24 protein-coding genes are annotated in these 26,646 nt (G+C 68.4%); 9 read left to right on the top strand and 15 right to left on the bottom strand.

Translation table 11 applies throughout. The annotated features are described in order from the left end of the window. Positions 1-3 precede the first annotated feature (3 nt). Together ACWF99_RS16975 and ACWF99_RS16970 are read right to left on the bottom strand one after the other, a co-directional pair. Complete coding sequence (locus tag ACWF99_RS16975) at positions 4-837, bottom strand: SDR family NAD(P)-dependent oxidoreductase (RefSeq protein ID WP_378638322.1); 834 nt, start codon at positions 835-837, stop codon at positions 4-6. Then, the gene (locus ACWF99_RS16970) at positions 834-2,372 is read right to left on the bottom strand and encodes a flavin-containing monooxygenase (RefSeq protein ID WP_452536684.1); all 1,539 of its coding nucleotides are present in this window, start codon (positions 2,370-2,372) and stop codon (positions 834-836) included. The genes ACWF99_RS16975 and ACWF99_RS16970 overlap by 4 nt, the downstream gene beginning before the upstream one ends. Before the next feature lie 68 nt (positions 2,373-2,440). Here ACWF99_RS16970 and ACWF99_RS16965 point away from each other — a divergent pair, with 68 nt between their 5' ends. Beyond that, positions 2,441-3,076 (top strand): TetR/AcrR family transcriptional regulator, encoded by a 636-nt coding sequence (locus tag ACWF99_RS16965; RefSeq protein WP_378638327.1) that lies wholly within the window; start codon positions 2,441-2,443, stop codon positions 3,074-3,076. A 227-nt stretch (positions 3,077-3,303) separates the two neighbouring features. Next, entirely contained in the window at positions 3,304-3,747 is a 444-nt protein-coding gene (locus ACWF99_RS16960; protein ID WP_378638330.1) for a hypothetical protein, read from the top strand. Positions 3,748-3,808: 61 nt separating this feature from the next. Here the strand turns inward: ACWF99_RS16960 and ACWF99_RS16955 are convergent, their stop codons facing one another. After that, on the bottom strand, positions 3,809-4,390 hold the full coding sequence (locus ACWF99_RS16955) for a helix-turn-helix domain-containing protein (protein ID WP_452536682.1): 582 nt from the start codon (positions 4,388-4,390) through the stop codon (positions 3,809-3,811). Positions 4,391-4,472: 82 nt separating this feature from the next. Between ACWF99_RS16955 and ACWF99_RS16950 the strand changes: the two genes are divergently transcribed. Continuing rightward, a complete protein-coding gene (locus ACWF99_RS16950; RefSeq protein ID WP_452536680.1) occupies positions 4,473-5,435 on the top strand; it encodes an NAD(P)/FAD-dependent oxidoreductase in 963 nt (320 codons plus the stop codon). A gap of 91 nt (positions 5,436-5,526) precedes the next feature. Here ACWF99_RS16950 and ACWF99_RS16945 read toward each other — a convergent pair whose 3' ends face one another. The 3 genes from ACWF99_RS16945 to ACWF99_RS16935 form a co-directional block, all read right to left on the bottom strand. Next, complete coding sequence (locus ACWF99_RS16945) at positions 5,527-5,745, bottom strand: hypothetical protein (protein WP_378638337.1); 219 nt, start codon at positions 5,743-5,745, stop codon at positions 5,527-5,529. 238 nt (positions 5,746-5,983) lie between these two features. Next, positions 5,984-6,364, bottom strand: a complete 381-nt coding sequence (locus tag ACWF99_RS16940) for an ADP-ribosylation/crystallin J1 (protein ID WP_378652224.1) — start codon at positions 6,362-6,364, stop codon at positions 5,984-5,986. A 56-nt stretch (positions 6,365-6,420) separates the two neighbouring features. Then, a complete protein-coding gene (locus tag ACWF99_RS16935) occupies positions 6,421-7,275 on the bottom strand; it encodes a helix-turn-helix transcriptional regulator (RefSeq protein ID WP_452536677.1) in 855 nt (284 codons plus the stop codon). 101 nt (positions 7,276-7,376) lie between these two features. Here ACWF99_RS16935 and ACWF99_RS16930 point away from each other — a divergent pair, with 101 nt between their 5' ends. Further along, on the top strand, positions 7,377-8,093 hold the full coding sequence (locus ACWF99_RS16930; protein WP_452536675.1) for an SDR family NAD(P)-dependent oxidoreductase: 717 nt from the start codon (positions 7,377-7,379) through the stop codon (positions 8,091-8,093). Then, positions 8,087-8,560, top strand: coding sequence for a hypothetical protein (locus ACWF99_RS16925; RefSeq protein ID WP_378638348.1), 474 nt, complete (start codon positions 8,087-8,089; stop codon positions 8,558-8,560). Before ACWF99_RS16930 ends, ACWF99_RS16925 begins: the two co-directional genes overlap by 7 nt. Positions 8,561-8,571: 11 nt before the next feature. Here ACWF99_RS16925 and ACWF99_RS16920 read toward each other — a convergent pair whose 3' ends face one another. From ACWF99_RS16920 to ACWF99_RS16895, 6 genes are all read right to left on the bottom strand, one after another. Next, on the bottom strand, positions 8,572-9,738 hold the full coding sequence (locus ACWF99_RS16920; RefSeq protein WP_452536673.1) for a hypothetical protein: 1,167 nt from the start codon (positions 9,736-9,738) through the stop codon (positions 8,572-8,574). A 285-nt stretch (positions 9,739-10,023) separates the two neighbouring features. After that, positions 10,024-13,806: a multifunctional oxoglutarate decarboxylase/oxoglutarate dehydrogenase thiamine pyrophosphate-binding subunit/dihydrolipoyllysine-residue succinyltransferase subunit gene (locus ACWF99_RS16915; RefSeq protein WP_452536671.1), complete on the bottom strand. Its 3,783-nt coding sequence runs from the start codon at positions 13,804-13,806 to the stop codon at positions 10,024-10,026. A 105-nt stretch (positions 13,807-13,911) separates the two neighbouring features. After that, positions 13,912-17,517 carry an ABC transporter ATP-binding protein gene (locus tag ACWF99_RS16910; protein WP_452536669.1) on the bottom strand — a complete coding sequence of 1,202 codons (3,606 nt, stop codon included), beginning with the start codon at positions 17,515-17,517 and terminating at the stop codon, positions 13,912-13,914. Then, positions 17,517-18,302 carry an ABC transporter permease subunit gene (locus ACWF99_RS16905; protein WP_378652209.1) on the bottom strand — a complete coding sequence of 262 codons (786 nt, stop codon included), beginning with the start codon at positions 18,300-18,302 and terminating at the stop codon, positions 17,517-17,519. The genes ACWF99_RS16910 and ACWF99_RS16905 overlap by 1 nt, the downstream gene beginning before the upstream one ends. Next, positions 18,299-19,261: an ATP-binding cassette domain-containing protein gene (locus tag ACWF99_RS16900; protein ID WP_452536666.1), complete on the bottom strand. Its 963-nt coding sequence runs from the start codon at positions 19,259-19,261 to the stop codon at positions 18,299-18,301. The genes ACWF99_RS16905 and ACWF99_RS16900 overlap by 4 nt, the downstream gene beginning before the upstream one ends. Then, entirely contained in the window at positions 19,258-19,977 is a 720-nt protein-coding gene (locus tag ACWF99_RS16895; protein ID WP_378638451.1) for a hypothetical protein, read from the bottom strand. The genes ACWF99_RS16900 and ACWF99_RS16895 overlap by 4 nt, the downstream gene beginning before the upstream one ends. A gap of 174 nt (positions 19,978-20,151) precedes the next feature. On the opposite strand from ACWF99_RS16895, the gene ACWF99_RS16890 reads away from it, so the two are divergent. Together ACWF99_RS16890 and ACWF99_RS16885 are read left to right on the top strand one after the other, a co-directional pair. Beyond that, positions 20,152-20,946, top strand: coding sequence for an enoyl-CoA hydratase/isomerase family protein (locus ACWF99_RS16890; RefSeq protein WP_452536664.1), 795 nt, complete (start codon positions 20,152-20,154; stop codon positions 20,944-20,946). 78 nt (positions 20,947-21,024) lie between these two features. Then, entirely contained in the window at positions 21,025-22,269 is a 1,245-nt protein-coding gene (locus ACWF99_RS16885) for a class I adenylate-forming enzyme family protein (protein ID WP_378638367.1), read from the top strand. 9 nt (positions 22,270-22,278) lie between these two features. On the opposite strand, the gene ACWF99_RS16880 is transcribed toward ACWF99_RS16885, so the two are convergent. Continuing rightward, positions 22,279-23,022 carry a tyrosine-protein phosphatase gene (locus tag ACWF99_RS16880; RefSeq protein ID WP_378993445.1) on the bottom strand — a complete coding sequence of 248 codons (744 nt, stop codon included), beginning with the start codon at positions 23,020-23,022 and terminating at the stop codon, positions 22,279-22,281. A 336-nt stretch (positions 23,023-23,358) separates the two neighbouring features. Here ACWF99_RS16880 and ACWF99_RS16875 point away from each other — a divergent pair, with 336 nt between their 5' ends. Continuing rightward, entirely contained in the window at positions 23,359-23,895 is a 537-nt protein-coding gene (locus ACWF99_RS16875) for a TetR family transcriptional regulator (protein ID WP_378652196.1), read from the top strand. Between the two features lie 45 nt (positions 23,896-23,940). Further along, positions 23,941-25,119 (top strand): amino acid deaminase/aldolase, encoded by a 1,179-nt coding sequence (locus ACWF99_RS16870; protein WP_378638376.1) that lies wholly within the window; start codon positions 23,941-23,943, stop codon positions 25,117-25,119. A 14-nt stretch (positions 25,120-25,133) separates the two neighbouring features. On the opposite strand, the gene ACWF99_RS16865 is transcribed toward ACWF99_RS16870, so the two are convergent. Next, a complete protein-coding gene (locus tag ACWF99_RS16865) occupies positions 25,134-25,754 on the bottom strand; it encodes a phosphoribosyltransferase (protein ID WP_378638379.1) in 621 nt (206 codons plus the stop codon). 11 nt (positions 25,755-25,765) lie between these two features. Then, positions 25,766-26,623, bottom strand: coding sequence for a carbon-nitrogen hydrolase family protein (locus ACWF99_RS16860; protein WP_452536661.1), 858 nt, complete (start codon positions 26,621-26,623; stop codon positions 25,766-25,768). Between the last annotated feature and the right edge of the window lie 23 nt (positions 26,624-26,646).

Below are 26,646 nucleotides of genomic sequence, written 5' to 3'. Positions count from 1 at the left end.
GCGTCAGTGTGGCATGAAGCGGCCGTTGACCACGGCCGAGATCCGGCTGTAGCCGGAGGCGAGGAAGCGCACGCTCACGTCGAGCACCTTGGCCTCCCAGCCGATCAGCACGCGGGCCTGCCCCTTGCGCACGCCCTCGGTGATGGTCTGCGCGGCCATCTCCGGGCTGTGAATCGCCAGGTACTTGTCGAACAGGGTGGCGGCGTTGGCGCCGTCCATGCCCTCGGCGTAGGTGGCGTTGCGGGCGACCGCGGTCTTGATGCCACCGGGATGCACGCAGGTGACCTTGACCGGCGCCTTGGCGACCTTCATCTCCTGGAACAGCGCCTCGGTGAAGCCGCGCACCGCGAACTTGGCCGAGTTGTAGGCCGCCTGGCCGGGCACGGCGACCAGGCCGAAGAGGCTGGACACGTTGATCACGTGGCCGTCGCCGGACTCGATCAGCATCGGCAGGAACGCCTTGGTGCCGTTGACGACGCCCCAGAAGTCCACATCCATGATGCGTTCGATGTCTTTGAACTCGGTCTTGATCACGTCGCCGTGGTAGGCGATGCCCGCGTTGTTGTAGATCTGGTGCACGACGCCGAAGTGCGCCTTCACCTGATCGGCGTAGAGCAGGAACGCCTCGCGCTCGGCCACGTTGAGCCGGTCGGACTTCACCTGCGCGCCCAGCTTCTCGCAGGACGCGACGGTCTGGGCCAGGCCCTCGGCGTCGATGTCGGACAGCGCGAGTTTGGCGCCACGCGCGGCCAGGTTCTCGGCCAGCGCGCGACCGATGCCGGAGCCCGCTCCGGTGATCACGCATACCTTGTTCGTGAAGTAAGCATCTTTGCTCACTGTGCTGCCACCACTTCCCTGTCGGCGTCTGCGATTGTCGTAGTGTAGGCGGCGGCATCGAAATGCCGTGTGAGCCTACGGAATTCGAACGTGAAGTCCGGCCACAACGTGGTGTTGTTGCCGTGCTTGTCCAGGTACCAGCTGGCGCACCCGCCAGTGTTCCAGACAGTCTTGCCCAACTTTTCCTGCAGGTCGGCGTTGTAGGCCTGCTGCACGTCTTCGCGAACCTCGACCGTGCGCAGACCCTGGGAGTCGATCGTCGCCAGCGCGTCGCTGACGTAGTTGATCTGCGATTCGATCATGAAAACCATCGAGGTGTGGCCGAGGCCGACATTCGGGCCGACCAGGAAGAACATATTGGGGAAGTTCGCGATGGCCGAGCCCTTGTAGGCCTGCTGGCCGATCTCGTCGAACACCTCGGCCAGCGTGCGCCCGTCGCGTCCGACCATCGAGTTGTAAGTCGGGGAGTCGGTGACGTGGAAGCCGGTGGCCACGATGAGCGCATCGATCTCGCGCTCGGTGCCGTCCTTGGTGACGATCGAGCCCGGCTTCACCTCGGCGATGCCGTCGGTGATCACGTCGACATTGTCGCGATCCAGCGCGGGGTAGTAGTCGTTGGAGATCAGCATGCGCTTGCAGCCGATCCGGTAGTTCGGGGTGACCTTCTTGCGCAGTTCGGGATCGCGGATCTCGATCTGCAGCTTGGCGCGCGAGAGGGCCTCGAAGGCCTTCATCAGCACGGGGAAGCGGGTCAGGCCGACGACCTGGGTCTCACGCGCGGCGTAGATGGCCGCGCGCGAGAGACGCTGCACGGCGGGAATGTGCTTGAACGCCAGCCGCTCGGGCAGCAGATACGGGCGGTCCATCCGCGGCAGCAGCCACGGCGCGGTGCGCTGGTAGACGTCGAGCGTGGCGACCTCGCTCGCGATGGCGGGCACGATCTGGATCGAGGACGCGCCGGTGCCGATCACCGCGACGCGCTTGCCGGTGAGGTCGGCGTCGTGGTTCCAGCGGGCGGAGTGGAAGATCTCGCCCTCGAAGCTGTTGATGCCCTTGATATCCGGCAGCGACGGCTCACACAGCGCGCCGACCGCGGAGACCACGGTGTCGGCGGTGAACTCGCCCTGGGTGGAGCTGATCTCCCACCGCGCGGCCGCTTCGTTCCAGCGGATGCTCTGCACATCGCAGTCGAAGACATGGCGGTCGAGCACGTTGTAGCGCTCGGCGACGCTCTTGATGTAACCCTGGATCTCGCCCTGCTTGGAGAACGAGCGGGTCCAGTTCGGGTTCGGGGCGAACGAGTACGAGTACAGGTGCGAAGGCACGTCGCAGGCAGCACCCGGGTAGGTGTTGTCGCGCCAGGTGCCGCCGACTTCGCTGCCGCGCTCGAGCACGAGGAAATCGTCGCGACCCTCCTGGCGCAGGCGGATGGCCAGGCCGAGGCCGGCGAACCCGCTGCCGACGATGATCGTCTTCACATGGCGGGTTTCAGCGACCCGGGGCTCGACAACGTTGTCTGTAACCTTACGACTCATGTATTGCAGAATACGGTCTTATTGAGCCGGAGTCAACAGCTATTGAGCCAGGTTCAGTAGTGGCTAGGATGGCTGGTGTGAGTACCAGGAGTGTGGGAGAGACGAAGCGTGTGCGGCTCAGCCCCGAGGAGCGTCGGCTGCAGCTGATCACCCTCGGCGCCGAGATGCTGGTCGACCGGTCGCTCGAGGACATCTCGGTCGACGACATCGCCAAGCAGGCGGGCATCTCGCGGGGCTTGCTGTTCCACTACTTCGCCTCGAAGCAGGAATTCCACGAGGCGATCGCCCGGCACGTGAGTACCGAGTTCTTCGTCGCGATCATGCCCAACCGCGAGTTGTCGCTGTTCGACATGCTGCGCGACTCGATCGAACGATTCGTCGACTACGCCACCGAGCACTCCGCGTCGTATCGCTCGGTGCTGCGCGGGCCCGCCAGCGTCACTCCCGACATGGCCGACTACGTCAACGAAACCCGCGGCGCCATCGCCGATCTCATCGTGAGCGAACTGCCGCTGCCGCCCGAGGATCCCGATCTGGCCCGGCTCACCCTGGCCATTCGCGGCTGGATCGCCTTCGTCGAGGAGACCATCCTCACCTGGATGATCGACAAGCCGATCAGTCGCGAGTCGCTGGTCGATCTGCTGGTGGAGTCGCTGCCCGCGCTGGCGCTGAGTCCGGCGTTGATCGCCGCGCTCCAGGGCTGAATTTCTCCGGGTCGCTGTTAACGCCCCGACGGGAGTGTCGCGAACAACTGATGGGTTTGCACTGCCCTTCGCCGCTGCGTGCCCGCAGTATGAGTTCCCTGAATGTGTTGTGGCACAACACATTTGGTTGCCGAATCGAGACCATTGCACTGGCTAACGGTGGGGCTGTTCGGCACGACGAAGTGGGTATGACTCTCACGAACAGCACAATTCGCAAATTCTCGGCCGTGGTTGTTTCCGCGGGCGCCGTCCTCGTCGGGCTCGGTGCGCCCGCCGGCGCGCTGCCGTCGGATCCGATCGCGGTGTTCACGCCGACGCTCAGCCGGACTCCCGGCGCCAACTGCGCGGCGATCATCAACGCCCAGACCGTGCCGCAGCCGCAATCGGGCACCTTCGGTGTACGGGTGGCGATCACCCAGACCGGAGACTTCTGCCAGCGCTATCAGGTGGCCGTGCGCTTCCGCAATCTCGATACCGGCTACAGCGACGGCCAGTCGCACCCCGTGGAGAACGGTCAGATCCTGCACGCGCCGGGCAATGTGATCGTCGGGTTCGGGACCGCGCCCGGCAAGGGCCGGGTGGAGGCCTGGATCGTGACCACCGACGAATCCCTGCCCCAGCACCAGGAATTGGAGCACATCGCGGGACGCGCGAGCTTCACGCTCGGCTGATTCTCGCTGTTTCCGCCGGGGCGAGCGCACAGGTGAGTGTGCTCGCCCCCGTCGTGCCTGCCTAGTCGGATTTGGGGCGGGCGCGCAGGTGCGCGCGCTCGCCCTGCTTGCCGAACAGGCTGATGAATTCGACGGATTGCTCGTCGGCCGCGCCGAACCAGTGCGGGATATGGGTGTCGAACTCCGCGGCTTCGCCGGGGGTGAGAATCAGATCGTTGTCGCCGAGGATCAGGCGCAGGCGACCGTTGAGCACATACAGCCACTCGTAGCCCTCGTGCACCTGCGGTGTCTGGGGGCGATTGCGGGCGCCGGGGGCGATGATCATCTTGAACGCCTGGATGCCGCCCGCGCGCTTGGTGAGCGGGAGCATGGTCATGCCGTGGCGGGTGACCGGGCGCAGGTGGATGCGCGGGTCGCCGGTGGGTGGAGCGTCGACGAGCTCGTCGAGGGTGACGCCGTGTGTCTTGGCCAGGGGGAGCAGCAGCTCCAGGGTGGGTTTGCGGTCGCCGGATTCCAGACGCGACAGGGTGCTCACCGAGATGCCGGTCTCCTGGGCCAGGTCGGCGAGGGTGGTCTGGCGCTGTTTGCGCAGGGTGCGCAGCCGAGGGCCGACCGAGTCGAGGGTTTGATCGAGGTCCTCCATGCTCTCCACTTTGCCATATCGGCAAATAAGGTTGCCAGTATTTGTCGCTGGGATGCACGGTGGATGCTCGAAGGAGGTCGAGATGACACAACTGGACGATTCGTACGACGTGGTGGTACTCGGCGGTGGAGCCGCCGGACTGAACGCGGCGCTGATGCTGGCGCGTTCGCGGCGCTCGGTGGCCGTGATCGACGCGGGGGCGCCGCGCAACGCGCCTGCTCAGGGGGTCCACGGACTGCTCGGGCGTGAGGGGATGTCGCCGCTGGAGCTGCTCGAGCTCGGGCGAGCCGAGGTGCGCGGGTACGGCGGCCACGTCGTGTCGGGCCGGGTTGTCTCGGTGCGGCGTGCGGCAGACGTCGACGGCTCGGAATTCCTGGTGACCCTCGCCGACGAGCGCACCGTGTCGGCCCGGCGCATTCTCGTCGCCACCGGACTCGCCGACGAGCTCCCCGATGTTCCCGGGCTGCGCGAACACTGGGGCCACGATGTCCTGCACTGCCCGTACTGCCATGGTTGGGAAGTGCGCGATCAGCGCATCGCGGTCCTGGCGAGCAGCCCGATGTCGGTGCACCAGGCGCTGCTGTTCAGCCAGCTCAGCGACGACATCGTCTTTCTGTCGCACACGGCCGACCCGGTGAGCGCCGACGATGCGGAAAAGCTGGTGGCACGCGGTATCCGGATCGTCGACGGCAAGGTGGTCGAGGTGCTCGGCGCCGACCGGCTGACAGGCGTCCAGCTCGCCGACGGCACCGTCATCGGACGTGATGCGCTGGTCGTGGCACCTCGGATGAACACCCGCGCCACGTTCCTCACCGACCTCGGCCTGATTCCCGAACCGCACCCCTCCGGCATGGGCGACCACATCCCCGCCGATCCCGTCGGCCGCACCTCGGTGCCCGGCGTCTGGATCGCGGGCAATGCCACCGATCCGTCCGCCCAGGTCGGCGCTGCCGCGGCAGCCGGGGCCATGGCCGGTGCGCAGATCAACGCGGAACTCGTGATGGCCGAAACCGCGGCCGCGGTGGCGGCACACCGAGCCGGATAGCGTCGAATCTGCGTCCGTGTAGGCCCGATCGATCCTCGCTACGACACGAAGGACCCCGTCTGAGGTGATGACGGGGTCCTTCGCTGTCGGCTCAGTTATCGGTGGCCGGGCACACGGTGCTGCTGAACGGGCACGGCTTGAACAGCTCCTCGATGAGCATCACCAACGTGGCACTCCCGCTGGTCGCGTCGGCACTGCCGGTGCCCGCCTCGGCGACCGGCACCGTCGGCGCGGCCGCCGCGGTAGCGGGCACCACCGCACCGAGTGCCACCATCGCCGCGCCCGCCATCACGAATTTCCCGATCGACACGCTAACTCCCCATTTCGACAAGTGTTGTCACAGTTGACGACATGGATGCTGCCCTCTGAACCGACCGACCGGTAGCCCGGAAAACCGGGGTTGCGGCTGCCGATTCGGGGTCTCCGGGCGACGATTTGCCCCGTCAGCCACGCAATGAGCAGGTGAACCGCCGGGATGTCCACAGCACCGCGGTGTCCGACCTACGGGTGACGGCCCTGACCGAGCCGTCTGACCCTCGATGCCCCGGTCACGCCGTTTCGGGAAGGGGAGCGTCTTCCGGGAAGCGGCGCACGACCTCGATCCTGCCGACGATGTTGCGGTTGAATTCGTCGAGATCCGCTGCGGGGATCCAGTATTCGAGGATGTCGCGGCCGCCGGCCTGTTGCACGTCGTAGTTGTCGAGGTAGTCGGTTCGGACTGCGAAGCGGGTGACGTATCCCGCGCCGGAGGCGGGCACATTCCAATCGCGGGCGATCAGCACCGCGTAGGCCTCGTTGAGGACCGGGTAGAAGATCGGCTGGTCGGAAAGGCGTGGTGGCCAGGTGCGCCAACCGGAATCGGCGACAAGCGCCAGCTCCTCGGGGCCGGTCGGCCGCCAGAGGATGATGGTGCGTGGTGCGGTGGTCATCGTTACTCCTTCGCGAGTAACGCACCGTATCCGAGCAGCCCTGTGGTGGCCATCGGTTATTCGGTGAGCGGTGTCGCGAAGGATTCGAGGCCGGTTACGCGGAGGAGGTCGAGGGCGGTCGCGGTGTGGGTGTGGGGGGCGGCGGAGTAGATGATGATGGTTTGGTCGGTGTCGGGGACGTGCATGGCGTCGCAGTCGAGAGTGAGGGCGCCGAGGTGGGGGTGGGCGATGGTTTTGGTGAGGCTGTGCATGGCGCTGGAACGGCCCGCCTGCCAGAGTGACTCGAATTCTGGGCTGCCGGTGCGTATTTCGGTGAGCAGGCGGGTCAGGCCGGGGTCGTCGGGGTAGGTCGCTTTGACCGCGCGCAGGCAGCCCACGCAGGCGGCCGCGTTGCTGTCGGCCTCCTCGGGTGTCATCACGACCCGGCCCATGCCGGTGCCGAGGAAGCGCTGCCACATGATGTTGCGCTGGGCCACCGGGATCGCGGAGAAATCACCGAGCAGCGCCGCCGACAAGGGATTCCAGGCAAGAACATCGGATTTGGCCGAGAGCACGAGCACCGGCAGATCGGCCAGGCGATCCAGCAGCCGCAGCACGCTGGGGCGGATCACCATCGGAATCCGCCCGGCCTGCGGCGGTTCCGACCCGGCGAGCCGGAAGACGAGATCGCGGTCGACATCGGTGAGCCGCAGCGCCCTGGTCAGCGCGCCGAGCACCTGTTCCGACGGTTTCGGTCCGCGGCCCTGCTCCAACCGCACGATGTAGTCGACGCTCACCCCGGCCAGGCTCGCCACTTCCTCGCGCCGCAATCCGGGGACCTGCCTGCGTGACCCGCCCGGCAGGCCCGCGTCGGCGGGGGTCAGCCGGGAACGCGCGGTGCGCAATACCGTCGCCAATTCCGCTCTGTCCACCCCTCCCATGGTGCCGCAGGACAGCGGATCAGGGGTGGTACCGCCGGTCCTATGCCGAGGCAGCACTGGAGACCGGGCCGCATCGACGTGACTCTGGAGTCATGACGACAACGATCGCCCTGGTCACCGGGGCCAACAAGGGACTCGGCCGGGAAACGGTGCGCCGGCTGGCCGAAGCCGGCTGGCAGGTGTTCCTCGCCGCCCGCGACACCGCACTCGGCGAGGCCGCCGCCGCCGACTTCACCGCGGCCGGTTTCGACGTTCGATTCGTCCCGCTCGATGTGACCTCCGACGAGTCCGTCGCCGCGGCCGCCGACATCGTGAAGGCCACCGCGGGCCGCCTCGACGTGCTCATCAACAACGCGGGCATCGGAGGTCCGCGCAGCGCACCCTCCGAGACCGGGCCCGACGATCTGCGAGCAGTGTTCGAGACCAACGTCTTCGGCCCGGTCCGGGTGACGAACGCGTTCGTGGGGCTGCTGCGGTTGTCCGACCATCCCCGCATCGTGATGGTCTCCAGCGGTGTCGGCTCGATCGCGACGGTCACCGACCCGAAGTGGCAGGGCCTGCTGCCGCCCGCCCTCGGCTACCCGAGCACCAAGGCGGCGCTGAACATGCTCACCGTCATGTACGCGAGCGAACTCGGCGAGATGAAGGTCAACGCGATCGATCCCGGCTACACCGCCACCGACCTCAACGGGCACAGTGGTTTCCAGACCGTCACCGAGGGCACCGACGCCGTCGTCGCCGTGGCGACGGCCGACCTGGACGGCCCGACCGGCGGATTCTTCGACCGAACGGGCCCCACGTCGTGGTGAGAGCGGGCGCCCTGCTCGTGGCGGTGCTCGCCGGCCTCGGCATCACCACCTATCTGATGAGAACGGAGAGCCCAGTGGCACAACCGAAGACGAGCACGGTGCTGTCGATCGGTCTGCACCCCAGCGCCGTCGACTACACGCGCTACCCGCAGATCGACGAAGCCACCCTGACCGCGCGCATCGCCGCAGGCGAAACCGCGTTGCGCGAAGCAGGTTTCGACATCGTCTCCTGCCAGGTCCCGGCCGACCCCGACGCGGCCGAAGCGGTCCTGCGCGAATGCGCGGCGGGCGGGGAGTTCCGGGTCGCGATGATCGGTGCGGGCGTACGGATGGCGCCCGAACACACTCTGCTGTTCGAGCGCTTGATCAATGTCGCGTCCGACCTCGCGCCCGGAATCCGCTTCTGTTTCAACACGTCTCCGGAATCCACGATCGACGCCCTGCGCCGCTGGGTCCAGCCCGGCTGAGAGGTATTCGCTTACTTGTGGCCGCCGCCGTGGTCGTGGCTGCAAGTGTCGGTGCGCCGGCCGTCGGCGCTCGCCTGGCCCGCACCATGACCTTCGAGCGCCGCGAACGGACCGCACTGATGCGGGGCGATCCAGACGTGCACCATCGGATTGCCCGCGCCGGGGTTGATGGAGTTGGGCGGGCAATTGCCCTGGGCGTCGAGGACACCGGCGACCACGGGGCCGTTGTCGCCCGCCTTCCAGCAGAGATTGTCGTGGACGTGCCACTGCATCAGGGAACCGCCGAAGTCCACCAGGCCCGGGTCGTCGATCTTCTTGCCGTTGGCGATGTACATCGCCGACACGAGGGTGCGGTTGGTTCCGTCGACCCGATAGACCAGCGACTCCGGGTGGGCGGGGTCGAGGAAGTTGTTGTCGCGGATGTAGCTCATGTTGATGTAGTGCTCGTACCCGGTGGCCGCGTCGCCGATCGAGCGGAAGCCCAGGGCGCCAACGGTGTTCACATCCGAGAAGGCGGGCAGGCCGTCGAGCGTGCTGCGCACCAGGTTGGTCGCGCGCGACTGCTGGTCGGACGTCACACCGGCGACACCCGACAGGTCGATCGGTTTCGTGGGATCCCACGGGCGCGGCCAGTTCGCCTCGGTGCCGTGGTCGTCGCCCGCGCCGTGTGCGTGGTCGTCGCCCCCGGCATGCGCGTGATCGCCGGTGTCGCCGTGACTGTGGACGTGCCCGACACCGTTGAGCATCGCCGCCAGCGCCAGCACCCCCACGGCCGCGGCCGCGATCCCGGACCGCATCGGCGGCAGGGTCGCGGTGGGCCGGAGCAGGCCGATGCCCGCGGCGACGGCGGCCAGCGCACCCAACACCGCGCACACGGTGTCGGCCACCTGCGGTGACTCCGCGGTCAACCCGGCGATCCACCCCACATCGGCGAACCGGGTGAACGCCCACACCGCGGCGGCGAAGGCATTCACCGCGAGCATCGAACTCACAACCACCTTGCGCTCGCTCAGCAAGACCGCCAGCCCGGTCGCGCACTGGATCGCGGCGAGCACCACCATCAACCGCGCCAGCGTGGCGTGTTCGGTGTGCATGCCCGCCGCCATGAAATGCACGGCGCCCGCTCCCACCGACGCGATCCCGCCCAACAGCAGGTATCCGTTACGTCCGTTCGCCATGCCACGCTCCTGTGTTTTCTGAGCGCTGGCGCGCTCGAGCGGGGCCCTTCGGGCCCCTGATCTTCCCTCCCTCCGGGCACTCCTTCGTCGCACCCTCCACTCAGTCCAGATCAGGGCGGGCCCCTTGGGGTAGTTCGCGCCGGACATTACCGGGGCACACTGTGGCACCGTTGCCACCCGGATAAGAGAACTCTGTGACCGATGTCTCGCCGCAGTGTCCGGAAACGGCGAACGCCGGGCGGATCGCGATGATCCACCCGGCGTTCGCCGTTGTGCGAGAAGAACTTACGTGGTCGGCTCGAAAGCCTCGCCGATGATCTCGGCCTGCTCCACGGCGTGCACCTTCGACGAACCCGAGGACGGCGCCGACATGGCACGACGCGAGATGCGGCGCAGACGGCCCAGGCGCTCGGGCAGCACCTCGGGGAGGTTGAGGCCGAAGAAGGGCCATGCGCCCTGGTTGGCCGGTTCTTCCTGGACCCAGGCGATGTCGGTCGCGTTCGGGTACTTGGCCAGCGCCTCGTTGAGGCGGTACGTCGGGATCGGGTAGAGCTGTTCGATCCGGACGATCGCCACGTCTTCGCGCTTGTGCTTGGCCTTCTCCGCGGCCAGCTCGTAGTAGAGCTTGCCCGAGGTCAGCAGGATGCGCTTGACCTTGGCGGTGTCGCCGATGCCCTGTTCGTAGGTGGGCTCGTCGAACACCGAACGGAACTTCGACTCGGTGAAGTCCTTGACATCGGACACCACGGCCTTGTTGCGCAGCATCGACTTCGGCGTGAAGACGATCAGCGGACGACGGATCCCGTCGAGCGCGTGCCTGCGCAGCAGGTGGAAGTAGTTCGCCGGGGTGGACGGCACCGCCACGGTCATCGAGCCCTCAGCGCACAGCTGCAGGAACCGCTCGATGCGACCGGAGGTGTGGTCGGGACCCTGACCCTCGTGGCCGTGCGGCAGCAGCAGCACCACGTCGGAGAGCTGGCCCCACTTGGCCTCACCGGAGGAGATGAACTCGTCGATGATCGACTGCGCGCCGTTGACGAAGTCACCGAACTGCGCCTCCCACAACACGAGTGCGTTGGGGTTGCCCAGGGAGTAGCCGTATTCGAAACCGACGGCGGCGTACTCGCTCAGCGCCGAGTCGTGCACCGCGAACCAACCCGGCTTTTCCGAACCGATGTTGTGCAGCGGGGTGTACTCGACGGCGTTGATCCGGTCGATGATCACCGAGTGACGCTGGGTGAACGTGCCGCGCCGCGAATCCTGACCGGTCAGGCGCACATCGTGGCCCTGGTCGATCAGCGAACCGAAGGCGAGCAGCTCGGCGAAAGCCCAGTCCACCTTGCCCTCGTAGGCCATCTCGCGACGCTTCTCCAGCACCGGCTTCACGCGCGGGTGCACGTTGAAACCGTCGGGAGTGTTCAGGAACGCGTCACCGATGCGCTGCAGCACCGACTTGTCGACCGCGGTGACCACGGTGGCGGGCACCTTCTGGTCGTCCTCGACGGACTCCGACGGCTCCGGAACGTACTTCTCCAGCTCGCGGACCTCGTTGAACACACGCTCCAGCTGACCCTGGTAGTCGCGCAGCGCGTCCTCGGCCTCTTTCATGGAGATGTCGCCACGGCCGATCAGCGATTCGGTGTACGCCTTACGCACCGAACGCTTGGTGTCGATGATGTCGTACATCTCCGGCTGGGTCATCGAGGGATCGTCACCCTCGTTGTGCCCGCGACGGCGGTAGCAGACGAGGTCGATGACGACGTCCTTGCGGAACTTCTGCCGGAAGTCGACCGCGAGGCGTGCGACCCAGTCGCAGGCCTCCGGGTCGTCACCGTTGACGTGGAAGATCGGCGCGCCGATGAACTTCGCGATGTCGGTGGAGTACTCGGTGGAGCGGCTGTTCTCCGGCGCCGTGGTGAAGCCGATCTGGTTGTTCACCACGATGTGGATGGTGCCGCCCACGCGGTAACCACGCAGACCCGACAGGTTCAGCGTCTCGGCGACCACGCCCTGACCGGCGAACGCGGCGTCGCCGTGCAGCATCAGCGGCATCACCGAGAAGCCGTCGGGGCCGTCGCCCTTGTCGAGCAGGTCCTGCTTGGCGCGCACCAGGCCCTCGAGGACGGGGTCGACCGCCTCCAGGTGCGAGGGGTTCGCGGTGAGCGAGACCTCGATCTCGTTGTCGCCGAACATCTGCAGGTACTGGCCGTGCGCACCGAGGTGGTACTTCACGTCGCCGGAGCCGTGGGTGGCCGCCGGGTTCATGTTGCCCTCGAACTCGGTGAAGATCTTCGAGTACGGCTTGCCGACGATGTTGGCGAGCACGTTGAGGCGACCGCGGTGCGGCATGCCGATGACGACCTCGTCCATGCCGTATTCGGCGCACTGGTCGATGGTGGCGTCCATCATCGGGATGACGGCTTCGGCGCCTTCGAGCGAGAAACGCTTCTGGCCGACGTACTTGGTCTGCAGGAAGGTCTCGAACGCCTCGGCCGCGTTGAGCCGGTTCAGGATGTACTTCTGCTGCGCGACAGTCGGTTTGACGTGCTTCTGCTCGACCCGATCCTGCATCCACTTGAGCTGATCGGTCTCGAGGATGTGGGTGTACTCCACGCCGACGTGGCGGCAGTACGCGTCACGCAGGATCGACAGCACGTCGCGCAGCTTCATCCGCTCCTGGCCGTGGAAACCGCCCACGTCGAAGGTGCGGTCCAGGTCCCACAGGGTGAGGCCGTGCTCGGTGACGTCGAGGTCGGGGTGGCTGCGGAACTTGTCCTTGACCAGGCGCAGCGGATCGGTGTCGGCCATCAGGTGGCCGCGGTTGCGGTAGGCCGCGATCATCTCGAGCACCCGCGCGCTCTTGTCGACGCCGCGCGCGCTGATGTCCTTGCGCCAGCGGATCGGCTCGTACGGCACGCCGAGGCCGTGGAAGATCTCGTCGTAGAACTCGTCGGAGATCAGCAGGTTGTGGATGGTGCGCAGGAAGTCGCCCGACTCGGCGCCCTGGATGATGCGGTGGTCGTAGGTCGAGGTCAGCGTCATCAGCTTGCCGACGCCGATGTCGGCGATCCGCTCGTCGCTCATGCCCTGGAACTCGGCGGGGTACTCCATCGCACCGGCGCCGATGATCGCGCCCTGGCCCGGCATGAGGCGCGGCACCGAGTGGACGGTGCCGATGGTGCCGGGGTTGGTCAGCGAGATGGTGACGCCGGAGAAGTCGTCGTTACCGAGCTTGCCCTCGCGTGCCCGGCGCACGACGTCCTCGTAGGCCGCGTGGAACTGACCGAAGCTCATGTCTTCGGTTTCCTTGATGGCGGCCACGGCCAGCGATCGGTTGCCGTCCTTGCCCTGGAGGTCGATCGCCAGGCCCAGGTTGGTGTGGGCCGGGGTGACCGAGTTCGGCTTGCCGTCGATCTCGGCGAAGTGGCGGTTCAGGTTCGGGAACGTCTTGATCGCCTGCACGATCGCGTAACCCAGCAGGTGGGTGAACGAGATCTTGCCGCCGCGGGTGCGGGCGAGGTGGTTGTTGATCACCAGACGGTTGTCGATCATCAGCTTGGCCGGGATCGCGCGCACCGACGTCGCGGTGGGGATCGTCAGCGAGGCCGACATGTTCTTGGCGATCGCGGCGGCGGGGCCGCGCAGCACCTTGTTCTCCGGACCGGCGGCGGCAGCCTTGGGTGCGGTGGTGGCCGGTGCGTTCGACACCGGTGCAGGTGTGGTCTGCGGTGCACGCACGGTCTTGGCGGCCGGAGCCGGAGCCGGAGCGGCGGGCGGAGCCGGAGCCGCGGGGGGCTTGGGCGGTGCCGTCGCTACCACGGCTTTGGGAGCCGGGGTCTGCGCAGCGGCCGCCTTGGGGGCTGCGGCTGCTGAGGGAGCGGAGGAGGCGACCGGTGCCTGGCTGTTAGCGGATTCGGTGGCTTCCGGCGTGTAATCCGCGAGAAACTCGTGCCAACTCGCGTCGACCGAGGACGGGTCCTGTTTGAACTTCTGATACATCTCGTCGACTAGCCACTGGTTCTGTCCGAACTGGGAAGTTGAGCTGCTCACAGCTGGTGTTCGCCTCATTTCGTTCTTCGCGCTGCGACGTTTGTGACGTGCCCGGCAGGGGAATCAGCGGATGGCTGCCGATGCGCCCTCACCGAGCATATGCCCAGCGGTTGACAGGCGTCGCTACCGGTCTTGGGTCGACACTATGCCCTCTGCCTCCAGCCCCGCCGCCCAGAGTCGGGAGTACCGGCCGTTACTGGCGAGTAGGTCTGACGGTGCGCCGAATTCCACGATACGGCCGTGTTCGACCACCGCAATCAGATCGGCGCGCGCCGCGGTCGCGAGTCGATGCGCGACCACCACGGTGGTCCGGCCTCGTGTCAGCGATCGGCTCGCTACCAGCATCGATGCCTCGGTTTCCGGGTCGAGGGTGGAGGTGGCCTCGTCGAGGAGCAGCAGGTCGGGATCGACCAGTTCGGCCCTGGCCAAGGCGATCAGCTGGCGCTGTCCGGCGGACAGCCCGCGGCCGCGTTCACCGACCGGATGACGCATTTTCCGAGGTAAACCATTGATCATTTCCGAAGCCCCGACGGTGTCGGCCGCGATCGCGATGTCCACCGATGTGGCAAATGTTTGCCCGAATGCAATGTTGCTCGCCACGTCGCCGGTGAACAAGTGAACTTCCTGGGGCACAATTCCCAGCCGCGTCCGGTACTCGGTGAGGACATATTTACGAAGATCCACACCGTCGACCCGGATCGCGCCCGCCGCCGGGTCGGGCGGGAGGTCGTAGAGACGGGCCAGCAGCTTCACGATCGTCGACTTGCCCGCGCCGGTCGGGCCCACCAGTGCCAGCGTCGCGCCGGGCGCGACGGTGAAGGTGACGCCGTCGAGGGCGGGGGCGCTCGCACCGGGGTAGCGGAAGTGAACGTCGTCGAAGGTGATCTCACCGCGCAGGCGATCGACGGATATCGCATCGGGTGGGTCGGCGGCGATCGACGACGTGGTGCGCAGCAGGTCGCCGATGCGCCGAAGTCCGACCCTGGCCTGCTGGTAGCCGTCGAAGACCTGGGACAGATCCTGGATGGGACTGAACAGCAGACCGAGGTAGAGCACGAACGCGACGAGCGTTCCGGTGGACGTGCGCCCGTCGGCGACAGCGTTGGCGCCCAGATAGACCACCACGGCCAAGGCCACGTCGGCCCAGGCCAGGCCGAAGGAGAAATAGGCCGCGATCGCGCGCTGGGCGCGGATCCTGGCATCGCGATAGCGGTGGGAGTATTCGGCGAAACGCCGCGCGGCGGCAGGCTCGTAGCGGGCGGCCTGCACGGCGCGCAGGCCCGCGATGTTCTCCTGGAATCCGGCGTTGACCACCGAGACCCGTTCACGCGAGACGGTGTAGGCGACCGAGGACACCCGCCGGAAGGCGAGGGTGGCCAGCAGCATCGGCGCGACGGCGATCAGGACCACCACGGCCAGCCCGGCATCGATGAAGAACAGCCCGAGGGCGACGCCGATCAGGGTGATCAGCGCGACCAGCCCGGTGGCGACCCCGGTCTGCAGGAACGTCGACAGCGCGTCGACGTCGGTGGTCATCCTGGTCATGATGCGGCCGGACAGTTCGCGCTCGTAGAAGTCGAGGCCGAGCCGCTGCAACTGGGCGTAACTGCGCACCCGCAGACCGAACAGCACGCGCTCGCCCGTGCGCGCGGTGAGAACGGTGACCACGGCGCCGACCACCAGGCCGGTCAGCACCAGACCGATCCCGATCACCGCCGAGACGAGCAGCGCGGTGTCGTCGCCCGCGGTGACACCGGTGTCGATGGCATAGCGGACCAGCGGCGGGAAGGCGATCCCGACCAGCGCGTCGACGACGAGCAGCAACACGACCACACACACCAGGCCGCGAACCGGGCGCAGCAGCGCGCGCAGGCCGAAATCGGGTTGGGGTGCGCGCAGGTCGCCGGGCAGGGCGGGGTCTTCGGTGGCCGGTGGCAGTGCGTCGACCGCAGCGCGCAGTTCCGGCGTTTCGCTGAGGTCGGTCGACGCCGACGACATGGATCGGGGTTTGCCCGCGTCGTCGCGAGGGGTGGTCGGGTCGGTGGCCGTCGGCACCACCGAACCGGTGGGTGCGGGCAGCCGGATGACACGGTCGGCCTGGGCCAGCGTCGATTCGCGGTGCGCCAGGATCAGCGTGGTCCGCCCGCCCGGATCGGGCAGCCGGCGGAAGATCTCGGCTTCGGTGACGGCGTCCACCGCGGAGGTGGCATCGTCGAGCACCAGCACGCGGGGACGGGTGAGCAGCACCCTGGCCAGGGCGATGCGCTGGCGTTGACCGCCCGAGAGCGTCAGCCCGCGTTCGCCGATGACGGTGTCGTAGCCCTCCGGCAGTGCGGCGATGAATTCGTCCGCGGCGGCGGCCCTCGCGGCGGCCACGATCTCCGCGTCGGTGGCGTCGGGCCTGCCGAGCGCGATGTTGGCGGCGATGGTGTCGGAGAACAGGAACGGATCGTCGAAGACGACACCGACCGCGCCGCGCAGCTCGTCGGCGCGCAGCTCGGCCAGGTCGACGCGGGTGCCGTCGGCGCCGACGAGGTTGATCCGGCCCGTATCGGGTGCGTAGAAGCGGGGGAGCAGCAGCGAGAGCGTGGACTTGCCCGAGCCCGCCGGGCCGATCACCGCCACCGTCTCGCCGGGGCGCACGGTGAGATCGAGTTCCTGCAACACCGGTTGATCCGGTTCGAAACCGAAGCTCACAGCATCGAATTCGATCCCGAGTGGTCCCGGCGGCAGCTCGGTGGGGTCTTCTGGATCGACGAGTATCGGCGCCGCGTCGATCACCCCGAAGACCCGGTCGACGGCGGCCTTGGTGAGCTGACCCATGATCACCACCGAGGTGATCGTGCGGGCCGAGGAGGTCATGGTGGCGAGGTAGGCGGTGAACGCGAGGAAGGTGCCGATGCCGATCGCGCCGTGCGAGGCGAGCACCCCGCCCACGATGATCACCGCGACCAGCCCGGCCTGCGGCAGCGCCGACACCACCGGCGCGAACCTGGCGTTGATCCGCGCGGCGCGCATCCGCTCGGCGAACAGCAGCCGACCGTGGTCTTCGAGGATGTCGACCATCCGGGATTCCTGCCCGAATCCCTTCACCACCCGGACTCCGGTCACCGTCTGCTCGACGTGTTCGGCGAGGTCGGCCGCGCGCTGCTGGGCCGACCAGGTCGCCGCGTAGAGCCGGGGCCGCATCCGCAACACGATCAGCGCCATCGCGGGCGCGACCAGCAGCGCGGCCAGCGCCAGCGGCGGACTCAGCCACACCATCACCACCGCCGACAGCACGAACTGCAACACGGCAAGTCCCGACCACGGCACCATCGCCAGCAGTCCCTGCACCAGTTGCAGATCGGTGATGGACCGCGACACCACCTGTCCGGTGCGGATCGCGTCCTGACCCGCGCCGTCGAGCCGCTGGAGGGCGGCGAGCAGCGAAATCCGCAGGCTGTGTTGCACTTCCAGCGACAGTTTGCCCGCCCAGAGCCTGCGCGCGAACGTGACGACGAACCGGGTCACGGCCAGCCCGGCGAGCAGGGCGGCGGCAGTACCGATCACCGCGGTGTCGCCCACCTGCGCGGCGTCGACCGCGCGTTTGGTGGCCAGCGGTGCGGCGATCGCCACGGCCGCACCCGCCAGCACCGAGACCACGATGCCCGCCAGCAGCCGGGGATGTTCCAGGCACAGGCGCCAGAGCCTGCGGATCCAGCCCGGCGAACCCGCGGTCGCGGGCACTACAGGTCTCGGTTGCGCAGGTCCCACCACCCCGCGGCGCCGACCGCTGCGGTCCACAGCAGCAGTACCACCAGGGCCGCCGGTGTCGGTGCGAAGACTTCGGCCTCGTCGAACGAGCCCGCGCTCACTCCGGCCACCGTGGCCGAGACGGGCAGCAGCGCGGCCAACCAGCCCGCGCCGAAACCCTTGGCCACCACCCAGATCAGCGGTTCGAGCGCGAACGCCCAGCCGAGCACCAGCCACACCGCGCCGCTGAAGGTGCGCAGCAGCAGCCCGATTCCGGCGCCCAGCACCGCCCAGCACATGGCGACCAGCAGCCCGGCGGCGAGCACCTCGATCAATTGCCAGCCCAGTTCGAACTTGCCGCGCGCCGCGACGAGCAGGACGAGAAAGCTCACCAGTTCGGCGGCCAGCGCGACAGCGAAGGCGAACGCGGCGGTGGCGAGATACTTCACGGTGACCAGCCGGTCGCGATCGGGCGCGAACAGCACGCTCAGCGCCATGGTCTTGTGCCGGTACTCACCTCCGGTGGAGGCGATGCCGAGCAGTGCGGCGACGACGAAGACCGCGATCATCCCGAGGTAGAGCCCGACCGTGGCGGCGCCGGTCGCGGGCTGACCCTTCGGATCGGCGGGCCCGGACATGATCGCGGTGATCAACGTCGCGACCAGCGCCAGCGCGATCGGCGCGGCCAGCAGCAATCGGGTCTGCCGCAGCGCGACGACCTTGCGCGCCTCGGTGTCGATACCGGGAACGAGGTCGGCGGGCAGCACGGAGGTGGTCATCGGGGCATCCCATACGAGGTCGGCGCCGGGGCGTACGCGGCGGGATTCGGCGTGGGCACGGTGTGCCGGTGACGGCGGGGTTTGGTGAGCGAGGCGAGCACCCGGTCGGGGTGGATGGGATCGGCCACGATGCTGCCGATCCGGACCTGCGCGAGCTCCGCGACGGCACGGATGGTGGCCTCGTCGGCCTCCGCCACGGCCAGCCGGCCGTCGGGGCGCATCACCGCGTCGGTGAAGCCCCGGCCCGCCAGTGCGGTCGCCAGTGCGATGGACGGGGACGCGGCGACGACGAGCCGGTCGGGGTGGCCGCGGCGCAGCTTGGCCGGTGCGCCCTGCCAGACGACAGTGCCTTCGCTGAGCACCACGAGTTGATCGGCGCTCGCCACCACATCGGCCAGTGCGTCCGAACTCACCAGCACGGTGCCGCCGCGGTTCACGTGGCGGCGCAGCAGCTCGTGCAGCCAGCCGCGTTCGATGCTGTTCGCACCCGCGAACAGATCGTCGAGCACCAGCAGCGGGGGATCGGCCAGCAACGCCATGGCCAGGGCCAGACGCGTCTGCTGACCCGGATGCAGCTGCGCCACAGCGGTTTCGGCGACGGCGGTGAGCCCGGTCTCGTCGAGCACCGCGGCGGCCCGACGACGGGAAGCGCCCGCGACCGGCGCGTAGCACCGCAGCTGCTCGCGCACGGTGCGTGCCGGATGCAGCCCACGGGGGCTCAGTACCGCCCCGACCGCGGCGGGACCATAGCCGGGGCCCTCGATACCGCCGGTGGTCGGCTGCTGGAGACCCAGCACCATCCGCAGCACCGTCGACTTGCCCGCCCCCGCGGGACCGACGAGCGCGGTGACCGACCCCGCCGGGACGGCGAAGTCGATCTCGTGGACCGCGCTCACCGGACCGAACTGTTTGCCGACGCCACGCACCAGCACAGCGTCACCGCCGCGGCTCCTGCTCACTTCTTGTTCACCTTGCCGGTGCCGATCGCGGGCAGCGGATCGGCATCGATCACGTTGTGCAGCGGGGTGGGCCACATCGTCGGCGCGGGACCGAAGGCCTTGTGCGCGTTCTCGATGGTGACCTTGCCCAGCGCCCGGTTGCCCGCACCACCGATGGCGGCGCCGATGCCCGCCGGCAGCACTTTGCCCGCCATCAGCGCGACGCGCTTGGTGATGAACCGCTTCATGAACTGTTGCAGCAGTTTGCTGTTGATCCCGCCGAGGCCGGGAACTTTGCCTGCCAGCGCGCCCGCCCAGTTCTTCGACTGGGTGCTCAGCCCCTTCTGCACGATCGCTATTCCAGCGTCGCCGAGCACGACCGCGAGCACCAGCGCGCGCCGGGCTTCCTTGTTCTCGGGCTCGATGCCGTGCACCGCGGCCTGGGCCAGGGTGAACAGCGCCGATGCCTCCATGAAGAACACGGTCTCGGCGCTCACGGCCCCGAGTGCGGCGATCGTGCCGACCCCGGGCACCGCCGCGGTGGCGCCGACCGCGGCGCCACTGCCGGTGACGGCGAGCAGATACTGCTTCTCGAGCCGTGTCACGATCTGGGCCGGACTCTCCCCGGGATGACGCTCACGCAGGAACTCGACATAGCGGCGTACGGCCGGCGCCTGCAGCTTTGACCCGGTGTCGAGCACATCGACCACGGCTTTTTCGATCGCGTTCTTGAACACGGCGTCGTCCTCCTCTTCGCCCCAACGAGTCGAACTGTAGGGCACTTGCGTACCCCAGAGCTCATCTTGCCAACGACCACCGACAGCCCGCGGTTCCGTGACGTGCGCGACCGATTCCGGTCGGCCGGTCCGACTAGCTCTGTCGGCCGCGGGCCCGGGTTCTACGCTGACCCGATGAGTGAAAACCAGCCAACCCGACTCATCCGCGATTTCACCGAGGCCGGTGCCGAGTTCGCGACGATCACCCTCGACCACCCGCCGCTGAACCTGTTCGATCGCACACTCATCGCGTCGCTGATCGCCGATATCGCCGCGGTGCGCCGGCTGCCGCCGCGGGCGTTGCTGATCAGGGCCGAAGGCAAGGTCGTCTCGGGCGGGGTCGACGTGAACATCTTCGACGGCCGAACCGTCGAGGAGGGCGCGCAGCTGTGGCGTGAGCTGTTCGAGCAGATCATCCACCCCCTGGAAGCGCTGCCGTGCCCGGTGGTGTTCGCCGCGCACGGGCTGACCCTGACCGCCGCCTTCGAGATCTCGCTGGCCTGCGACATCGTCCTGGCCGCGCCGAAGGCGAAGTTCGGGCTGGTGGAGACCGTGGTGGGACTCACGCCGTCGATGGGCGGGCCGCAGCGGCTCGCCGAGCGGGCGGGTTCGGGCCGCGCCCGCGAGTTCGTGATGACCGGCGACCTCTACCCCGCCGCGACGATGGCCGAGTGGGGCGTGGTCAACGCGGTCCACGAGGACCTGGAGACCGAGGCTCGCGCGCTGGTCACCCGTCTCGCCGACGGCCCGACACGCGCGCACGCGGCGACCAAGCAGATCATCGAGGCGTGGCGTTCCGGCGGTGTGGCACACGCTGATTCGGTGACGCCGGAGGTCTCGGGCGAGCTGTTCGGCACCGCGGACCTGCGCGGCGCGGTCCGCAGCTTCCTCGATATCGGACCGGGTAAGGCGACCTATCGCGGCGAATGAGCGCGCCGAGTGCCTGACAGCGATGTGATCCACGTCATATAGTCACAGGTGCGGCTGTATCGACGTACGGAGGTCCGGATGGGTCATGGCGAGCACGAACCGGGCGCGGCCGTCTTCGAGTTCCCCGCCACCAGTGCGGCAACGCAGCTGCGGCGGGGCTCCGACGGCGTGCTGCGCTACGGCGACCTCAGCCCGGCCCTCACCGAACTGCTGGACCTGCGCGTGCACTCGTTCACGAATCGGGAAGCGGTCGTCGAGGTCGGGGGGCCACGGCTGACCTACCGCGAACTCTGGCACAGCGCCTCGCGGATCGCGGGCGGCCTGCAGGCCCACGGCATCGGCTACGGCGATCGGGTCGCGGTGCACATGCCGACCAGTGCGCGCTGGGTGCAGGCGTTTCTCGGTGCGTTGCTCTCGGGTGCGGTGCCGGTGCTGGTGCCCGACGCCCTGCCCGCCGCGATCGCCGACCGCGTGATCGCCGACAGCAGAGCAGATTTCGTCCTCGGTCCCGACGGACCGCTGCCCGACAGCACCGCCTACATCGACGACGGTGCGGCCCTGGATGATCCGGCGCTGCTCTGCTACACCGGGACTCGTCGGTCCATGCCCGCGGGTGTGGAGCTGTCCAACGAGAACCTGCTGTCGGCGGTGTCGTCGGTGGTCGGCGCGCTCGGGCTGCCCGCCGACGGGTTGCGCAACCTGGTGTTGCTGCCGCTGGCCCATGCCAGTGGGTGCGTGGATCAGCTGCTGCCCACCTTCGCGGTGGGTGGCACGGTCGTGCTCGCGCCGGGTGCGCGCAGTCTCGCCGATGTGCTGGTGCGGGAGCGGATCGACACCGTCTCGGGGACGCCGCGGATCCTCGCCGGGCTGGTACCCGAACTCGTCGCCCGCCGTACCGGCGCCGGTGTACGCCGGATCAGCAAGGCCTGTCACCGCTCCGAACGCGCCGCCGCGGCGGCCCCCGCCACCCTCACTGCCACGCTGCGCGGGCTGTTCCCCGCGGCCAAGCAGTGGTCGGTCTGGGGGGCCACCGAGACCAGTGGAATCGGCCTGGTGGTCGACGATACCGAGCGCGCCGACGCCGGATCTGCCCTCGGATTCGCCTTCGGTGGAACCGAATTGGCCCTGGCCGGGCCGCAGGCCGACACCGGCCACGGCGAATTGCTGTGTCGCGGACCGAATGTCAGCCGCCGCTACTGGAACAACCCCGACGCGTCGGCCGCCCGCTTCAGCGGAAGCTGGTTCCACACCGGCGATTTCGTCAGTATCGATGCCGACGGCCTGGTTCGGGTGGACCCGACCCGTCGCGTCAGCGGGCTCTGATCCGGGCTGTCAGAGCAGGCGCGCCCGCAGGGCATCGCGTAGGTCGCCGGTGAGGCCGACCGTGGTGAGGTAGGTCTCGATGTCGCCGTGGGTCTCGCGGACGCTGGCGTCGGCGGTGCGCAGGTATTCCTCGCGGACGCCGAGCAGGTCGTCCGAGAGCGCGTCGCCGTTGCCGATCTTCGGCTCCAGCAGCCTGCGCAGCGGTTCGACCGCCGCGTTGCTGGCCAGGAAGTCGGTGTACACGTCCTCCTCGGTGACGCCGACCGCGCGCAGCAGGGTGGCCACGGCCCAGCCGGTGCGGTCCTTGCCCGCCGCGCAGTGCACCAGCACCGCGCCGTCGCCGCGCACGACCGAGCCGGCCAGTTCGGCGATCGCGGTGTGCGCCTCGGGCAGCGTCGGGAAGGCGCGGTAGACCTCGATCATGTGCGCGAAGGCCGAGACGGTCTTCGCCTCGTGCGGCGGCGCCTCTTCCATTCGCGAATCGAACGGCGTCACGTGCAGCCGTACGTCGCCGGGCAGGGTGTCGTGGCCGATGTGGTCGATCTCCACGATGCCGCGCAGATCGTGCACATCGGTGACCCGCAATTCACGCAGGGTGTCGTGCCCCTTGTCGTCGAGACCGCTCAGCTGGGCCGACCGCAGCAGGACGCCGGGGCGAACGGTGGTGCCGTCGGCGGTGCGAAGGCCGCCCACATCGCGGAAATTGAAGGTGCCGCTGAGGGCGAACTGGTCGGCAGGAGGCGAGAGAGTCACCTGACCAGGTTATCGGCGACTCCGCCGCCGCCGCGCCGAGTTCGCGGATCGGTCACCGGATGTGTTGCGTCCGTTCCGGTGGGTGCCACTGTGCCGTCGCACACACCTCCGCAGCGTCGTCGCTCACACCCAGGGAGCTGACCAGCGCCTACTTGTACAATCGACCAGGTGCGCGGATTCCGGCGCGGGGGTGTCGGATATCCAGGAATGCGACAAATTGAGGCCGTATGGTCGGTTTTACAAAAGGTCGCATTCGGATAACAAAACAATCTTTCAGTCTGAAAAGGATGGCTGAACCAGTTCGTGAATCCTGAAAACCTTCTAAGATCGAGCTCGGTGACCACCAAGCTCGCATCGCCGCGGGCAGCGATATTTGTTGCCGAGGAGTCGTCGTTGAGCGCCAGCCGTGAACTAACTGAAATTTCGCTACGGCCCGCCGTATGTGATGCCGTCGAACAAGCCGCCGCCAGTTCGGACGCTACCGGCGTTCGGGCGCTGCGGGTGTTCTTACATGCCGGGCTCAGCACCTACTGGCCGTTGGTGAAGGCCGCGCCTGCCCGGCGAATAGCCGCCTATGAAGCCGCGTTGCAGACTTTGCGTCTGCGGTGGGCGCCGACCGGTGACACCATCGGCGACCCGACCGCCGTCGCGATGTTCCGCGAGATGGACGACGAGGCCGCCGACTTCCTCGGGATGTGCGCGCGCCTGTCCGGCACGCAATGGCTGGAGCCGGTCGACTCGGTGGCGGGCTACCTCGTCTCGGTGTTCCACGGCGCGGTGCTGCGCTGGCTGGCCGACGGCAACGACGAGACGATCCTCGTGGTGATCGACGACCTGGTCGGCTGCCTGACGCTCAAGGCGGTCGAAAGCTGACCCGCAATGCTGGACGACTGACCAAATAGGTGGTTCAGTAGTCGTGTGACACCGACGACATCGCTGCACCACCTGCACGCGGCGACCGCGGAGCTCGACCCGCCGCTGGCCGCCGTCGACCTGACCGCGCTCGACCGCAACGCCGCCGACCTGGTCCGGCGCGCGAACGGCATCGCGGTGCGGGTGGCGAGCAAGTCCGTGCGCTGCCGGGCGGTGCTCGAGCGCGTGCTCGGCGACGGGCTGACCGCCCGCGACGGCTTCGCCGGGATCATGGCGTACTCGTTGCGTGAGGCCATCTGGCTGGTCCGCCTCGGCGCCCGCGACGTGCTGCTCGGGTACCCGGTTCTCGACCGGGCAGCGCTGGCCGAACTGGCCGCCGCCCCGGCCCTGCGCGAGGCGATCACGCTGATGATCGACGATGTCGCCCAGCTCGAACTCACCCGGGCCGCGCTCGGCACCGACCTGGTCCACCCCCGCGTCTGCCTCGACGTCGACGCGGCCTTGCGGATCGGCCCGCTGCACCTGGGTGCCCGGCGATCGCCCGTGCGCAGCCCCGAGGACGCCGCCGAGCTGGCCGCCGAAGCGCTGCGACGCGGGTTCGATGTGGTCGGTGTGATGACCTACGAGTCGCAGATCGCCGGACTGCCCGACAGCAACCCCGCGGTGCGCGTGGTGAAACGTCTGTCCGCACTCGAAATCGGGCGCCGGCGTACCCGGGTGGTCGACGCTGTCCGCGCGGTGACGGGCCCGCTGGAGATCGTCAACAGCGGTGGCACCGGTTCGATCGAGGTCTCGATCACCGATCCCGATGTCACCGAGGTGACCGCCGGTTCCGGCCTCTACGTGCCGACCCTGTTCGACCACTACCGCTCGTTCACGCCCCGCCCCGCGCTGTTCTTCGCCACCCCGGTCCTGCGCAAACCCGCACCGACCATCGCGACCGTCTTCGCGGGCGGCTACATCGCGTCGGGCCCCGCGGGTCCGAGCCGCGTCCCGGTCCCGGTGTGGCCCGCGGGGCTGAAGCTGCTCGGCTCCGAAGGCGCGGGCGAGGTCCAGACGCCCCTGGCCGGTGGCGCCGAACTCGAGATCGGTGATCGCGTCTGGTTCCGCCATGCCAAGGCGGGCGAACTGTGCGAACGCTTCGCCGAGCTCCATCTGGTCGACGAGGCGGGCACCCGCACGACGGTTCCCACCTATCGCGGCGAAGGTCAGTGCTTCGGCTGAGGCCGACACGCGCCTCAGCGCAGGAGCGCGACGACCTCGTCGTCGTCGAGCTGGTGAAAGTCGCTGTACGCCATGCCGACTCCGCCCAGGTCGGCGGGCGTCCACAGGCAGACGAGCTCATCACATTCGCGCTCGACCCGCCGCGCGGCCTCGGGTGCGGACACCGGCACGGCCACCACCAGCAGGTCCGGCCGCTGCGCTCGCGCCACCCGGCACGCGGCCACCATCGTGGCCCCGGTCGCGATCCCGTCATCGACGAGCACCACCGTGCGCCGCGCCAGGGGAATCGGGTCGCCGACCCGCAGGATCGCCTGCCGGCGGCGTAGTTCGGCCCGCTCGGCCAGTTCCACCTCGTCGAACGCCTCGGCGCTCACCCGGCTGTGATCGACGACGTCACGATTGAGGACCAGCAGTCCGCTCTCCCCGAGCGCCCCCATCGCCAGCTCCGGCTGCGACGGCAGCCCCAGCTTGCGGACCAGCAGTACATCGAGTTCCCCGCCGATCGCCACGCTCACCGCCGCCGCCACCGGCACACCCCCGCGTGGCAACCCGAGCACCAGCGGACGGGTGGTCCGCAGGTGTTCGAGGGCCGTGCCGAGGGCGCGGCCCGCCGCTGCCCGATCCGGGTACACCATCGCCTCGAACGCTACTCCGCTCCGGACGCCTCGGAAATGGTGAACCGTCGCAGCGACAGGCTGGGATTGGCGGTGCGCACCCTGGCCAGATGCGCCGTGTCGACCGTTGCCGAGGCCACGCCCGGTTCATCGCCCAGCTCGGCCAGCACCGTGCCCGCCGGGTCGATGATCATCGACGAACCCGCGCCGCGTGGCGCGCACTGATCGGCCGCGGCCACGTACACCGTGTTCTCGATGGCGCGTGCCCGCAGCAGCGTCGTCCACTGGTCGACTTTGGCCGGTCCCGGAATCCACTGCGCGGGCAGCAGCAACACGTGTGCGCCCGCCGCCGCGACACGCCGACACCCCTCCGGAAATCGCAGATCGAAACAGGTCTGCATGCCGAATACCACACCGTCGACAGCGAAAGTCGCAGGCGCGACGAGCGGACCCGCTTCCACCACATCCGATTCCAGATGACCGAACGCGTCGTAGAGATGCACCTTGCGATACACCGCGACGCGCGCGCCATCGGGCCCGTGCGCGACAAGGGTATTACTGATCCGGGTCGCCCCCGGTGACGGCAACTCCACCACACCGGCAACCAGGAATACGCCGAATTCGGCGGCGAGCGCCGCGAGTCCACTGGTGAACGGACCGTCGAGCGGTTGTGCGATCGCCACCACCCGCTCATCGAGACGAGTCACAGCGAACATCGAGTATTCGGGCGCGAGCACCACGCGAGCACCCGCTGCGGCCGCCGTCCGCACGTGTTCTCGCAGGGTCGACAGATTGGTTTCGGGGTCGGTTCCAGGGGCGAATTGGACCACCGCGATCCCTACTGTCACCGGCTGAAGTTCCTGATGTGCTGACCCGTCGCGCAGTTGCATAGGTCTCACCGTATTCACCTGGT

The organism is Nocardia sp. NPDC055002 (assembly GCF_053608825.1).
This window is presented reverse-complemented; position numbering and strand designations above follow the sequence as displayed.

Excerpts from the sequence above, each read along its gene's own strand:
- ACWF99_RS16970 (WP_452536684.1), bottom strand. The coding sequence starts at position 2,372 with ATGAGTCGTAAGGTTACAGACAACGTTGTCGAGCCCCGGGTCGCTGAA.
- ACWF99_RS16965 (WP_378638327.1), top strand. The coding sequence starts at position 2,441 with ATGGCTGGTGTGAGTACCAGGAGTGTGGGAGAGACGAAGCGTGTGCGG.
- ACWF99_RS16955 (WP_452536682.1), bottom strand. The coding sequence starts at position 4,390 with ATGGAGGACCTCGATCAAACCCTCGACTCGGTCGGCCCTCGGCTGCGC.
- ACWF99_RS16950 (WP_452536680.1), top strand. The coding sequence starts at position 4,473 with ATGACACAACTGGACGATTCGTACGACGTGGTGGTACTCGGCGGTGGA.
- ACWF99_RS16940 (WP_378652224.1), bottom strand. The coding sequence starts at position 6,364 with ATGACCACCGCACCACGCACCATCATCCTCTGGCGGCCGACCGGCCCC.
- ACWF99_RS16930 (WP_452536675.1), top strand. The coding sequence starts at position 7,377 with ATGACGACAACGATCGCCCTGGTCACCGGGGCCAACAAGGGACTCGGC.
- ACWF99_RS16920 (WP_452536673.1), bottom strand. The coding sequence starts at position 9,738 with ATGGCGAACGGACGTAACGGATACCTGCTGTTGGGCGGGATCGCGTCG.
- ACWF99_RS16915 (WP_452536671.1), bottom strand. The coding sequence starts at position 13,806 with ATGAGGCGAACACCAGCTGTGAGCAGCTCAACTTCCCAGTTCGGACAG.
- ACWF99_RS16905 (WP_378652209.1), bottom strand. The coding sequence starts at position 18,302 with ATGACCACCTCCGTGCTGCCCGCCGACCTCGTTCCCGGTATCGACACC.
- ACWF99_RS16890 (WP_452536664.1), top strand. The coding sequence starts at position 20,152 with ATGAGTGAAAACCAGCCAACCCGACTCATCCGCGATTTCACCGAGGCC.
- ACWF99_RS16885 (WP_378638367.1), top strand. The coding sequence starts at position 21,025 with ATGGGTCATGGCGAGCACGAACCGGGCGCGGCCGTCTTCGAGTTCCCC.
- ACWF99_RS16865 (WP_378638379.1), bottom strand. The coding sequence starts at position 25,754 with ATGGTGTACCCGGATCGGGCAGCGGCGGGCCGCGCCCTCGGCACGGCC.
- ACWF99_RS16860 (WP_452536661.1), bottom strand. The coding sequence starts at position 26,623 with ATGCAACTGCGCGACGGGTCAGCACATCAGGAACTTCAGCCGGTGACA.